The following is a 12,951-nucleotide window of genomic DNA, read 5'->3' on the forward strand; positions in this document are numbered from 1 at the left end:
TGCGCCAAGGGGAGGCACAGGTCCGGCTGGTCGATCGGGAAGGGTACGGGAACCCCGCCGTCGACCGGGCTTCGGCGTCGGGATCGCGCCTAGTGCACCATCTCGGTGATGATCTGCACGATCTCGACGTAGCTCTTGAACAGGTAGTAGGTGACCACCAGCACCGGGACAGCCGGCAGAAGGGACCACCAGACAAGCGCCCCCCAGGCCTGCCAGATAAAAAGAAAGGTCGCGCCGAATGCCATGATCGCGGCCCCCCTGCGTCCAAGCTTGAGGATCAGACGAAGTGCTGGAAACCGATCCATCCGGCGGCCGTCCTCAGAGGTTGTCCTGCAGGGTGCTCAGGATGGACTTCAGCCCGCCCTTGCGCGGGGCCGGCTTTGCCTCGGCCGGGTCCACCACGAGCTCGGGCGTCCCCCGGCATCCCGGAATGCAGGCCTTGTCCTGGGCCATCTGGTCCTCGTGGGCCATGTCCTCCTCTTCCGAGATCACGTAGGCCGTTTGCTTTCGGTAATCATCGAGGCCCAGCAGGGCGGCGCCAAGCGCGCCGGCGATTTGCGGTTTGTGCGGCAGGTGCAGGGGCATGCCAAGGGCGTCCTGAATGTACTTCACCGCCGCCGGATTCTTGGCCACGCCGCCGGTCATCACGACCGGCCCGTTCTTGCCCACGCGGCCCACCAGGCCCAGCGTTCGGGCGGCGATGGCAGCATGCACGGCACCCAGCACGTCGGTCTTCGCGTAGCCTTCGGCCAGAAGCGAGATCACCTCGGTCTCTGCGAAGGTGGCGCACATCGACGAGATCTTGAGCTTTTCCTTGGCCTCCAGCGCCGTATCGCCCAGGCTTTCGAGGTCGATTTCGACCGCGCGGGCCAGCACCTCGAGGAATTTGCCCGTGCCGGCCGCGCATCGGTCGTTCATTGCGAATTGCGCGACGAGCCCGTTCGAATCCACGGAAATGACCTTGGAATCCTGGCCGCCGATGTCGATCACCAGCCGCGCCCCCGGTACCATGGCCACGGCACCGCGCGCATGGCAGGTGATCTCGGTATAGTTCTTGTCGGCCTCGTCCAGCATCCGGCGGCCGTAGCCGGTGGACACGGTGCGTCCCATGTCCGCCTGCTCTAGGCCTGCCTTGTCCAGCGTGTCCCGGATCGCGGCCTTCACGCCTTCGCCGGACACCGCGCCCATATGGGCCACGCTGTCGGCGACGATGTTACCTTTCATGTCGAGGATCACGCACTTGGCCGTGGTCGACCCGAAGTCGATCCCCATTACATGGCGTTTCATGATGACGCTCCTTTCTGCCCGCCTCAGGCGACAACCGACATGCGGCGGGATTCGATCGCTTCGAGCATCGCTTCCACGCGGCTGTTGAGGACTTCGTCCTTGTAGAAGCTTTCGTCGGTCACATCGCCCTCGAACATCGAGGACGGAATGCCCAATTCGCGCTGCGCGGTCTCGGCGATCATGAATTGCGGGTTGGTGAAGGCGCGGCAGGTCCGCGAGGCATGGATCACCATGCCATCCACCTCGAACTTGCGGCACAGGTCCATGATCAGCTTGATCAGGATCGGCGAGGCGTGGTTGTTCGGGCAGATCAGGTAGTTCTGCGCCATGCCCCGCACGGGATCGTTCGGATTGATCAGCCCCGGCTCCTGCCAGAACGCCATGTGGGTGTAGCGCCCGGCAATGACCGCCGCATCGTAATTGGCGAACTTGTTGGCCAGCCAGCCGACCTTGTTCCAGTTCATGATACCGTCAAAGAACAGCCGGTACTTTTCATCCGGAACGCAGCCTTCGCCGGCGGCGACACGGGCTTTGACCTCGTCCAGCACGGTTTCGAAGTAGTTCTTCACCCCGGCGACCGGCAGGTTGTTGATCGGCGCGATCGACACGACCCAGTCGAAGAAGCTGGCAGGTGCGGGCTGGGCGGTGCACAGTTCCATCGCCTCGAGCCGCAGCTCCGAGGCGCGCTTGATGTCGGCCATCATCTCGTACAGCCGGTCCCAGGGATAGGGCTTGCCGGTCTGTTCCTCGATGAATTTCACCATGTCGTTGAGCTGGCGCGTGACGTAGTCCGACGTCTCTTCCCATTCCTGGCCCTTGAGATAGCCGGCATCCGGCTTGGACCCCCAGATCCACGGCAGCGACACGTTGAAGATCGGGACCTTCTTGCCGAACACGCGGCTGGTCATCTCGTCCCACTGCTGCCCGGTCGAGCAATAGGCATAGGCCGAGATGATCATGTCGGGCGCCGGGAGCTTCCACGTCAGGTCGTCGTCATCCGGCACGGCGCCGGTGTCGTCACCGCGCAGGCGCTGGTTCGAAACGGCGCAGCCCAGGTGCGTGCGGGCATAGGAACAAAGCTCGCGCATGTAGCCGCGCTCTTCCGCGACCTGCTGCGCCTTCACCTCCTGGTGACGGGCGGCCAGCATGGCCGAATAGGCTTCGCCATGGACCCAGCAGATGTCGGCGGCCTCGAGGAACGGGTTGATCGCCGATCCTTCGTACCAGCAGATCAGCTTGCCCTCTTCCTTGGCGCGCCAGACCATTTCCCAGTAATCGTTCACGAGCTTGCCCGCGATGCGGGTTGCGCTCAGCTTGTTGGCTTTCTTGCCCGGCATCGGGTTGGTGGCGATGTTCATGGCTGTCCTTTCCCCGCGCTCAGGCGGCTTCGCGGCGTTTGACGATTTCGACGAAGGTCTCGACGCGGGTCTTCAGACCTTCCATCGCCATGCCCTCGTGTTCGGTTTCGATCAGCAGGTGCGGCACGCCCGCCCCTTCGAAGGCTTCCTTGACCTCGGGGTAGTAATACATGTGCGGCTCGCAGAACTTGGCCATGAGCACGATCATCCCGTCCGCCTTTTCCTCGCGCATCGCGTCGAGAAGGTAGGCCTCCCAGTCCACATTGTTCTGCACGCGGGTGGGGCAGGGGACGCCCGTGTTGCGGTCCATGTACCAGCGCGCCAGGCCGGCGACCGGGTCGCCTGTTTCCGGCACGTCGGTCGAAATGTAGCGGAACCCGTGATAGAGGTCGTCCCCCACGACGGTGACGCCGCAGCTTTCGATCATGTTCAAAAGCTCGGGCTTCGGTGCCTGGCAGAAATGGCCCGACAGGTGCAGCCGGACATTGCGGTCCGCCGCCGGCGCGTCTGTGTAGCTGGCGACAAGCTCTTGCAGCAGGTCGGTGTGTTCCGCCTTGTCCATGATCATCGAGGACTTCACGACATGCTGCATCTCCACGGCCCGGATCGCGGCGGTGCCGGCCTTGCGCATCTCGTAGAGTTTGCGGATCAGCGCGCGGTTCTTGTTGAACAGCCGGATGGAGGCGTGCAGCGCCGCGTCACTGACCTTGGCGCCGATGAAATCCTCGAGCTCGTCGCGCAGCTTGCCAAAGCTTTCCTCGGACCGGCCCTGCGTCCAGGGATCGCACATCGACGAGATCAGCTGGAAAAAGATCACGCGGGTATCGGTCAGCTTCATCCGGATCGCGTCGGCCGCGCCCAGAAGCTGGACGCAATGGTCACCGAACATGATCGCGTCGAGCACGTCGAACTTGCCGCTTGCGGCCTGGTCCACCATCGACCGCGTGTAGCCGCAGTAAAAGGGGAACAGGACGCCGTGGCCGACGGTGATCGCCTCGTCGCTTTCCTGAAGGATCATGGGGAGCGTATCGGCGGCATGGGCCAGCTCGCCCGGGAAGTTCATCGGGAACGACCCGATGACCTGCTTGCCGGTGCGCGCCTTCCAGGCCGCGGCATAGGCCAGCGGGTCCTGCGCGACCTCGGCAAATCTCGCTATGATGTCAGACCTGTCCACGGGGCCTCCATTTGGCTTGAATTTCGCTAATGAGTTTAACTCACCAATTGCCGTAGTCAACCATATTGTACGCTAGCGTTTTTGTTTGACCGGCCCGGCTTTCAACGTCATGTTAAGTCATGCTTTTAGGGGCGCATGGGAAAGTGCGCCGCTTCGGGTGAGCAGCGTTTTCGAATAGTAAGCCTAACTCGAGAGGAATCGAATGGGACCGTTGTCAGGTGTGAGAATCGTCGAAATGTCCAACATCGGGCCGGGTCCCTATGCCGGGATGCTTCTGGCCGATCTGGGGGCCGAGGTGGTGAGCGTGCAACGCCTCGCCACGGGCGACCTGGGGTTCGACATCGAACGGCGTTTCGATCTGCTGAACCGTTCGAAACGCGCGGTCGCGGTGGACCTCAAGGCGCCCGAGGGGGTTGCGCTGGTCCGGGACCTGGTCGCCGGGGCGGACATGCTTGTCGAAGGATTCCGGCCCGGCGTGATGGAGCGGCTCGGGCTGGGGCCCGACGCCTGCTTCGAGCTGAACCCCGCGCTGGTTTACGGTCGCATGACGGGCTGGGGGCAGGAAGGCCCGATGTCCGCGATGGCCGGTCACGACATCAACTACATCGCGCTCACCGGGGCGCTGGCGGCGATCGGCCCGCGCGGCGGCGCCCCGGTCGCCCCCCTGAACCTCGTCGGCGATTTCGGGGGCGGGTCGCTTTTCCTTGTCATGGGGATGCTGGCCGCCCTCGTGGAGGCCCGCACAAGCGGGCAGGGGCAGGTGGTCGATGCCGCCATGGTCGACGGGGTGGCAAGCCTGATGTCGATGCACAGCGGCTATCGTCAGGCTGATTTCTGGAACCTCGAACGCGGCACGAACAGCGTGGATGGCGGGTCGCCCTGGTACACCTGCTACGAGACCAAGGATGGCAAATGGCTGGCCGTCGGGGCGGTCGAAAAACGGTTCTACGCGCTCTTCGTCGAAGGGCTCGGGCTGTCGCTCAAGGATCTTCCGGGACAGTACGACACGGCGCGGTGGGACGAGTTGCGCGGCATCTTCGCCGCGCGGATCGCTGAACGCAGCCGGGATGAATGGGAAGCTGTCTTCGCGGGGACGGATGCCTGTGTCTCGCCGGTTCTCGACATGGACGAGGCTGTGCAGCATCCCGCCGCGATCGCCCGCAATGTCTATGGCCAGCAGGAGGGGGTGATCCAGCCGAACCCCGCGCCGCGCTTCAGCCGGACCAAGACCGGGCTGAAAGGGGCACCGCCCGATGCAAAGGTCGACAGCGCGGCCGTCCTTGCCGACTGGGGCATCGCCAGCGACCGGGTGGAGGCGCTGCGGGCGCAGGGGGTCCTTCCCGGCTGACCGTCAGTCGTCCAGTTTCGCCTCGAGCCGGCCTACGACGGCCTCGAGCCGCTTCACGGTGCGGGCGACCGGATCGCCGGCCGCCCCCGGCACCTCGATGCCGCGCATCACGACGTCGGCGATCCCGCTGGCCGATGCGTCGACCGAGAAATCGCCTTCTCCCCTGAGGTAGGCCCAGGTCTGATGCTCGATCGCGCCAAAGATCATGTCGCGGACGAGGTTGAGATCGAGATCGGCGCGAAAGTCGCCCGAGCTCTGTCCCTCGCGGACCACCTTCATGACCCGTTCCACGGTCTGCCGGTTCTGCCGGTAGATGCGCAGGGTGCGGTATCCGGGATCCGCCCGCAGCTCCATCAGCACGAAACGGGTCAAGGCGGGCTCGCGGCGGACGATGGACAGAGCCCACCAGATGGCGTGGTACAGCCGTTCCGAGATCGGGCTGTCGGCCCGGTCGGGATAGGTCTGGCCGAGGAACTCGTCGAACCACTGCTCGGCCACCATGACCAGCAGGTCGCGCCGGGTGGGGAAATACTTGTAGATCGTGCCTTCCGAGGTGCCGCAGCGCTCGGCGACCTCGGCCGTGGTGAACTGCTCGCTGCCGCGGTCCCGCAGAACCGTGCGCGCCGCTTCCAGGATCGACGCGACACGCTTGTCGCGAGGCAGGCGCTTGGGCTGTGGTTTGGCGGGGCCGGTCACGGGGTCACATACCTTGGCAGGGTCGGGTTGACGCGCCTCATGACACAAAGCGCGGGCTTTTGTCCATCATCCGGTGGGTCACGTTTCCAGCGGCTCTTCGACGAACCCGTATCCCAGGGCCTCGCCCAGCCGCAGATGAGGCTTGCCGTCCCGTTCGAAGATCTCCGGTTCGACGATGGGCACGTCCCGACGGCGCGCGGCTGCCACGATCTCTGCAAAGCGGGCATGTTCGCCAAGCACCCGCAGGTTCATCCGGGTGGGAAAGACGATCAGCCGGTCGCCCGTGCGCGCAAGCTCGAGGGCGCGGGTCGGTGCGATCCACTCGGCCTCGACCGCCTCGCGCCCGTCCTGCCGCGCGATCTGCCCCTCGGGCGCCCGCGCGACGTAAAAGAAGGTGTCAAAGCGCTTGGGCACGACGGGCGGCGTCACCCAGCGCGAAAACAGCGTCAGTGCGGCAAGATCCAGCTCGACGCCATGTTGACGGACATAGGCCAGGAACGAAAGCTCGCCTCGGTCGATCCGTTGGCGCGCCCCGGCGCTGTCCGGATCGTCGAGCGCCCGGCCCGGATCGCCAAGAAGGATGCCGGTCTCCTCGAAACACTCGCGGATCGCGGCGATCCTCAGGCCACGCTCCATCTCGGGCGTGTCGTCCCAGCCGCGCACGAGCGCACGCCAGCCCGGGTCCATGTCGTCAGGGGACAGTTTGCCGCCGGGAAAGACCATCGCCCCGGCCACGAAGTCGATCTGGTGGTGGCGCTTGACCATCAAGGTTTCGATCCCGTCGCCTTCGCGCACCAGAATCGTCGTCGCGGCAAGCCGGATCGGTCCGCTGTCCCGCGCGGGCATCATGCTACCTGCGCGCCTGTGCGCGCGCCCGTCGTGTCAAGCATCTCGAACCTTTCGGATGTGTATCATATGCTTCTGCACTATCAGATTGCGCGCCTCTGGCCACTCTTTACATGGCCGGATGGGCCGCATCGGCCCTGGAATGACGTCGCGACGCAGCCGTCGAAACCCGGGGGCCGACCTTGCCCGACCGTTGCACGCGCTTGCCGGATGGGCGTTTTGCGATTGAATCCGGCGTTTCCGCATGTCAGGAGCAATCGTACGCTGGCATACCAGGTCCTTGCATCCTGCGTGGACCGTGCCGGCCGCATGCGCGCCACGCGACATGGCAACGGAAGACGGGCCAGATACGCCATTCATCGGTCCGGAACGCGACTGGACAGATGATGACACACCCCGCACACCCCGACCGCGCGCCCCTGACCTTCCCGTTCCCGGACGTCCCGCCCTTTGGCGTGCCGGTCGAGATCGCCGAGGGGATCCTCTGGGTGCGCTTTCCGCTGCCGTTCCAGCTGGACCATGTGAACGTCTATTTCATCCGCGACGGCGATGGCTGGGCGATCGTCGACACCGGCATCAACACGAAAGAGTCCCTTGCCGCCTGGGAGACCGTGCTGCGCGACGTGCTGCAGGGCGCGCCGATCACCCGCGTGATCGCGACCCATGTGCATCCCGATCACATCGGCCTGGCCGGCTGGCTGTGCGAAAGGTTCGATGCCCCGCTGCTGACCAGCCTGTCGTCCTATGCCGAAAGCCGGCTGATCTCGCTTGCGCCGAACGAAACCGGGTCGCGCCAGTTCTTCGATTTCTACGTCAGCCACGGGATGTCCGCCGAAGGGGCCGGCATCGTGGCGATCCGGGGCAACGACTATCTTCGGCTGGTGCATCCCCTGCCGCGCTCATTCCACCGGCTGGTCCGCGCGGATGTTCTTGTCATCGGCACCCGCGAATTCCGGGTGCTGACCGGAGAGGGGCATGCCGCCGAGCAGGTCATGCTGTATTGCCACGAAGAGGGGCTTCTTTTCGCCGCCGACCAGGTGCTCGAGCGCATTTCGCCCAATGTCAGCGTGTCGGCGACCGATCCGAACGGCGACCCGCTTGGGCACTTCCTGCGCAGCCTTCGGCAATTGCGCCAGGATATTCCGGCCGAGGTGCTGGTGCTGCCCGGCCACCGGCGGCCCTTCCGGGGCCTGCACACCCGCGCGGTCGAGCTGGAAGACCATCACGAGCACCGCTGCGATCTGATCCGGGAGGCCTGTGCGCAGGATCCGAAGACCGTGGCCGACCTTGTGCCCGTGTTGTTCACCCGCCAGCTCGATGCGCACCAGATGAGCTTTGCCTTCACCGAGACGCTGGCGCATGTCAATCGCCTGGTGCGGCGCTCAGAGCTCGAGCCCGTGCGCAGGGACGGGCGGCTCGCGCATCGGACCGTGCTCCGGGCCTGACTGCATCCCGGGCAGGCGTGCCGGATCGCGCCGGGCGCGGCTGCGTCGCAGGCACGGCCGTCGCTCCGTCGCCGCTACAGCCTGCCTTGGGGCCGCTATCGCCCGACGGAAGCAAGAAAGGAGCGCACCGCGCTGCCGGTTTCCCGGACCAGTTCCAGGGCCCCGACGCGGTGTGCCCTGGCGGTGCGAGGCACCTCGACCCCGAGGGGCAGGTCCTTTGGCAGCGCCGCCAAGTAGGCGCCGAGGTCGATCTGCCCCGTTCCCGGCAGCAGCCGCTCTTCGCGCGCCGCGTGCAGCAGGGTTTCCTCGTCATAGGCCGGCAGGACCGGAGCATCGCACAGATGTGCAAAGCGCAGCCGCTCCGGCCCCAGCGAGGCCAGCGTGGCAAGGGACGACCCCGAGCGGTCGACATGCAGGCTGTCGGGAAGGATGCCGACATGCGGCCCGGCCTGACCAACCGTTTGCACGGCTTCGTCAATGGTGCGGATGGTGGTCCAGGGAAAGAATTCCAGCACCACACCAAGGCCCCGGTCCCTGGCCGCGTCCGACAACCGGCCCAGCGTGTCGGCCATGCGGCCGTGGTCCGGGTCATAGGGCGCGGTAATGATCTCCTTTGCGCCGAGCTCCGCACCGGTGTCCAGAAACGGCTGCAAGGTCTCCGGATCCGTTTCCGGCGTGATGCGAAGAAATTCGATGTCATGCACCGTCACACCGGTCGCGGTCATCGCGGCGCGTGTCTCGCGCAGCATCGCGGCATTTTCCCACAGCGGGTAGCCCGGTGTGGTCGGCGTCACCCGAAGCAGGCGCAGGCCGACCGCGTCGAACCCGCCCTCGGCGGCAGCATGGATCAGCGCGGGGGGATCCAGTTCGATGGCGGTGAGATGGGCAAGAGACACCAGTCGCATGGTCAGGATCCCGTCGCGGCATGTCGCCCGGCGATGAAACCGAACGTGAGGGCAGGGCCAAGGTTGATGCCGCCCGCCGGGTAATGTCCGCCCATGACCGAGGCCATGTCGGTCCCCGCCGCGTAGAGACCAGCGATCGGCGTCCCGTCGGCGTCCAGAACGCGGGCGGCGCCGTCTGTCTGTAGCCCGGCAAAGGTGCCAAAGCTGCCCGGCACGACCTTGACGGCGTAGAACGGCCCGGTCTCGATCGGGGCGACACAGGGGTTCGGTGCGACCTCTGGGTCACCCTGAAGACGCATGTAAGCGCTTGTGCCGCGCCCGAAGGCCGGGTCTTCGCCGCGCCGCGCGCCGTCGTTGAACCTGGCAAGCGTCCGGGTCAATCCGCCCGGGTCGATGCCACAGGCCCTGGCCAGCGCCTCGGGCGTTTCGGCGCGGGTGACATACCCGTTTCTGACCCATGGTCCCAGCGGCACCGGGGCCGGCCGCACGATGCCCAGCCCGTAGCGGCGGATGAAGCGGTGATCGCAGATCAGCCAGCTTGCGGCCTCGGCCCCCTCGGGTAGGGCGTCGATCATGTCCCGGACATAGTCGTGATAGCCCAGCCCTTCGTTGGTGAATCGGCGCCCATCGGCCAGAACGCCGATCAGCCCGGGCTTGCCGCGGTCGATGATGTGGGGAAAGACACCCGTCGTCCCATCGTCATGGGGCACCTGCGACACCGGGCACCACGCGCCCGGGCTGGCCAGGGTGTCGGCCTGACGGCCGCCGACGCTTTCGCCCAGCCGCAGCCCGTCGCCGGTGGCATGGGGCAGCGCCAGCGACAGGTGCGCCTCGGGTCGCGGGAACTGCTCGTCGCGGCGCGCGAGGTCATGGGGAAAGCCGCCCGCCGCCAGCACGACACCCCGGCGCGCCGTCACCCGCACCGGGCCATCCGGTCCCGCCAATGTCGCCCCTGCGACCCGACCGTCTTCGCGCAACAGATCCCTGGCCGGATGACCCGGCAGGAGCGTGACCTGCAGATCGAGCGCCGCGCGCAGCAGCCGCCCGACGAGCGCGTTGCCATTGCGCAGCTGCATCCCGCGCCCGTGCCGCGCGAGGTCCCACAGATGCCGCCCGAGGCGCCTGGCGACGTGCAGCGCCGACCCGGGCGACCGCGTCGCCGTCATGAAGGCGCGCAGATCCGGCCCGGCCTGAATCGTCATGCCCCAGAAGGTCGTTTCCTTCATCGGCTTGCGCAACAGGGCGACAGCTGCGCCAAGATCCCGGGCGTCGTAGGGCTGCGCAATGACCGACCGGCCGCCCATGCCCGCGCCGGGCTGGTGGCTGTAGGTATCCGGGATACCGGCACCGCAATCGAAGGTCAGGGCGGTATTCGTCTCGAAAAAGCCGACCATCTCGGGGGCGGCGCGCAGAAAGGCATCGACCCGTGCGGCGTTGAAGGTGTTGCCCAGCACCGCTTCCAGGTACCGGCGCGGCTCGGATGGGTCTTCGACGATACCGTGCCGGTGCGCGACGGGCGAGCAGGGGGCCCAGATCCAGCCGCCCGACCAGGCGGTGGTGCCGCCCAGTGTCGCGGATTTCTCGGACAGAATCACGCGCAGGCCATGATGGGCTGCCGTGACGGCCGCGGCCAGCCCCGCCGCCCCGGACCCGATCACCAGCAGGTCGCATTCCATATCCATGTCCATCGCCCTCGTTTTTTCGCGCAAGTTCGCGACAGGGTCGGGTAACGTCAATTGCTTGTTTTGCGCTGATGGTAACGTCATGTTAATGCCGTGGAGGAGCCCATGACTGAAATGACATTGCGGCAGATCGAGGTTGTCCGGGCGGTGATGATGACCGGGACGATCAACGGCGCCGCGCAAATGCTGAACGTGTCGGCCCCGGGGATCAGCCGGTTGGTCAAGCACACCGAGGAAAGCCTTGGAATCCGTCTGTTCGAACGCAAGTCCGGCCTGTTCGTCCCCTCGATCGAGGCGTCGAAAGTCTTTGACCAGCTGCGCGAGGTCTACAAGGGCGTCGAGAACCTGCAACAGGCGGTCGGCGCATTGCAAAAGGGCGAAGACGTGCGGTTGTCCTGCGCCTCGGCCCCGTCGGTCGCGCAGTTCATCTCGGCGCGGGTGATGAAACAGGTGCGGGCGCGCTATGCCGATCTGTTCATCGACCTCAACATCCTCAAGATCGAAGAGACGCTGGACTACCTGCTGCTGGAACGCGGCGAATTCGTTGTCATGAGCTCGCCGATTGCCAATGCGGCGGTGGAGAATGACAAGATCGCGGAAGGCCGCCTAGTGGTGATCGTGCCCGAAGCGCACCCCCTGGCGGACCTGCCCGAGATATCCGTGCATGATCTTGTCCGGCACCCCGTGATCGGTCTTGAGCCGGCTGATCCCTACGGTCGCCTCCTGGCCCGGCCCTTCGAGAAGGAGGGGCTGACGGTGCAACATGCCATGCGGGGGCGGTTTGCCCAGACGCTTGTCAGCTTTGTCCGGCACGGGCTGGGCGTTGCCGTGATCGACGAATTCTCGGTGGCCGAGGTCTACATGCCCGGCGTCATCCGGCGCCCGCTGAAAGAAGACACGCAGGTCGGCATCCATGTGGTGCGCAAGAAGGGGCGCGTGCTGTCCGGGTTTGCCGAATACGCCATCGCGCAGTTCCGCCGCGAGTTGGCGAAGGCGATCGAGGAGGGGCAGTCACTGCGCGGCAGTCGCAAGGCGTGAGCGCAAAAAATTAACATCAGGTTACGATCAGAAAATTATGGGTATTTGACGTTAAGGCATCGACTCATGCATACCAACTGCCATCGTCGCCCGGTCGGGAGGATCCCGCCGCAGGGAGACAGGGAAACGCTTAGGGAGGATACCATGAAGCGCATTCTGATGGGGGCCGTTGCGGCCTTTGCACTGACCACCGGCATGGCCGTGGCCGAGTACCCCGAAAAGGAAATCCAGGGCATCATCCAGTGGGGGGCCGGCGGCTCTACCGACACCGTGATGCGGTCGGTCACGCCGCATGCCGAAGAGATCCTGGGCGGCACCGTGGTGATGCAGAACATGACCGGCGCCGTGGGCGCCATCGCTCTGAACTACGTGGCCGATGCCGCGGCTGACGGCTACACGGTCCTGATGGGCGCCGAGAACCCGATGCTTTACAAGATCATGGGTCTTGGCGACAAGGATTACTCGGAATTCACGCCGATCAACATCCTGGCCCGCGGCACGCCGCTGCTGGTGGCCAACAATGACGCGCCCTTCAACACCTATTCCGAGATGATCGCCTATGTGAAAGAGCATCCGGGCGAAGTGCGGTTCGGCTCGACCGGTCCGGGCGGCCTGCCCTCCGTCGTGACCGCGATGGTCGAGGCGGTCGAGGGCGACCTTGACGTGATCTTCGTGCCCTACGACGGTGACGGCCCGGCGCTGACCGGCCTGCAAGGCGGCGCGATCGACGTGATGCCCGCCGTTCTGGGCGCGGCCATCGAAGGCGTGAAGGCCGGCAACATGAAGGCGCTGGGCTTGGTCGACGTGGCCAGGAACGCGAACCTGCCCGATGTCGAAGTCGTGGCCGAGGTGAATGACGGCTACAACACCTACCTGCCCTGGGGCCCGTTCTTTGGCGTGTTCGCCAAGAACGGCACGCCGGACGAGGTGGTCGCCAAGTTGACCGCGGCCTATGCCGAGGCCGCGCAGAACGCCGACTTCGTGGCGCTGATGGAAGGCCGCGGGTTCACCCTGATGAACATCTCGGGCGACGAGGCCGAGGCGTTCCTTTCGAAGTGGCAGCAAGGCACCGCCTGGCTGCTCCAGGACGCGGGCATGACGAAGGCATCACCGGAAGAGTTCGGCATCGCACGCCCCGGCGAGTGACCTGACTCTCCCTGTCGGGCCAGGCC

12 protein-coding genes are annotated in these 12,951 nt (G+C 65.7%); 4 read left to right on the forward strand and 8 right to left on the reverse strand.

Annotated elements, in window-relative coordinates:
- Nucleotides 1–89: 89 nt before the first annotated feature.
- The 4 genes from MF270_RS17930 to MF270_RS17945 all read right to left on the reverse strand — a co-directional run bounded on the left by MF270_RS17930 (nt 90) and on the right by MF270_RS17945 (nt 3,819).
- Nucleotides 90–245 carry a hypothetical protein gene (locus MF270_RS17930; protein WP_238367150.1) on the reverse strand — a complete coding sequence of 52 codons (156 nt, stop codon included), beginning with the start codon at nt 243–245 and terminating at the stop codon, nt 90–92.
- A gap of 73 nt (nt 246–318) precedes the next feature.
- Nucleotides 319–1,287 carry an acyl-CoA dehydratase activase gene (locus tag MF270_RS17935; RefSeq protein ID WP_238367151.1) on the reverse strand — a complete coding sequence of 323 codons (969 nt, stop codon included), beginning with the start codon at nt 1,285–1,287 and terminating at the stop codon, nt 319–321.
- Nucleotides 1,288–1,310: 23 nt separating this feature from the next.
- Nucleotides 1,311–2,645: a 2-hydroxyacyl-CoA dehydratase subunit D gene (locus MF270_RS17940; protein ID WP_238367152.1), complete on the reverse strand. Its 1,335-nt coding sequence runs from the start codon at nt 2,643–2,645 to the stop codon at nt 1,311–1,313.
- 19 nt (nt 2,646–2,664) lie between these two features.
- On the reverse strand, nt 2,665–3,819 hold the full coding sequence (locus MF270_RS17945; RefSeq protein WP_238367153.1) for a 2-hydroxyacyl-CoA dehydratase subunit D: 1,155 nt from the start codon (nt 3,817–3,819) through the stop codon (nt 2,665–2,667).
- 220 nt (nt 3,820–4,039) lie between these two features.
- Between MF270_RS17945 and MF270_RS17950 the strand changes: the two genes are divergently transcribed.
- Nucleotides 4,040–5,167, forward strand: a complete 1,128-nt coding sequence (locus MF270_RS17950; RefSeq protein WP_336246032.1) for a CaiB/BaiF CoA transferase family protein — start codon at nt 4,040–4,042, stop codon at nt 5,165–5,167.
- 3 nt (nt 5,168–5,170) lie between these two features.
- Here MF270_RS17950 and MF270_RS17955 read toward each other — a convergent pair whose 3' ends face one another.
- Nucleotides 5,171–5,863, reverse strand: a complete 693-nt coding sequence (locus tag MF270_RS17955) for a TetR/AcrR family transcriptional regulator (RefSeq protein ID WP_238367155.1) — start codon at nt 5,861–5,863, stop codon at nt 5,171–5,173.
- Nucleotides 5,864–5,941: 78 nt separating this feature from the next.
- Complete coding sequence (locus tag MF270_RS17960) at nt 5,942–6,712, reverse strand: NUDIX hydrolase (protein ID WP_238367156.1); 771 nt, start codon at nt 6,710–6,712, stop codon at nt 5,942–5,944.
- 383 nt (nt 6,713–7,095) lie between these two features.
- Here MF270_RS17960 and MF270_RS17965 point away from each other — a divergent pair, with 383 nt between their 5' ends.
- Entirely contained in the window at nt 7,096–8,154 is a 1,059-nt protein-coding gene (locus tag MF270_RS17965) for an MBL fold metallo-hydrolase (RefSeq protein WP_238367157.1), read from the forward strand.
- Between the two features lie 95 nt (nt 8,155–8,249).
- Here the strand turns inward: MF270_RS17965 and MF270_RS17970 are convergent, their stop codons facing one another.
- Together MF270_RS17970 and MF270_RS17975 are read right to left on the reverse strand one after the other, a co-directional pair.
- Nucleotides 8,250–9,059, reverse strand: a complete 810-nt coding sequence (locus tag MF270_RS17970) for a sugar phosphate isomerase/epimerase family protein (RefSeq protein WP_238367158.1) — start codon at nt 9,057–9,059, stop codon at nt 8,250–8,252.
- Nucleotides 9,060–9,061: 2 nt separating this feature from the next.
- The gene (locus MF270_RS17975; protein ID WP_336246033.1) at nt 9,062–10,825 is read right to left on the reverse strand and encodes an FAD-dependent oxidoreductase; all 1,764 of its coding nucleotides are present in this window, start codon (nt 10,823–10,825) and stop codon (nt 9,062–9,064) included.
- A 21-nt stretch (nt 10,826–10,846) separates the two neighbouring features.
- Between MF270_RS17975 and MF270_RS17980 the strand changes: the two genes are divergently transcribed.
- Both MF270_RS17980 and MF270_RS17985 read left to right on the forward strand, forming a co-directional pair.
- Nucleotides 10,847–11,779, forward strand: a complete 933-nt coding sequence (locus tag MF270_RS17980; protein WP_238367160.1) for a LysR family transcriptional regulator — start codon at nt 10,847–10,849, stop codon at nt 11,777–11,779.
- Nucleotides 11,780–11,923: 144 nt separating this feature from the next.
- A complete protein-coding gene (locus MF270_RS17985; RefSeq protein WP_238367161.1) occupies nt 11,924–12,925 on the forward strand; it encodes a tripartite tricarboxylate transporter substrate binding protein in 1,002 nt (333 codons plus the stop codon).
- The last annotated feature ends 26 nt before the right edge of the window (nt 12,926–12,951 follow it).

The organism is Mesobacterium pallidum (assembly GCF_019966535.1).
Classification (GTDB): Bacteria; Pseudomonadota; Alphaproteobacteria; order Rhodobacterales; family Rhodobacteraceae; genus Mesobacterium; species Mesobacterium pallidum.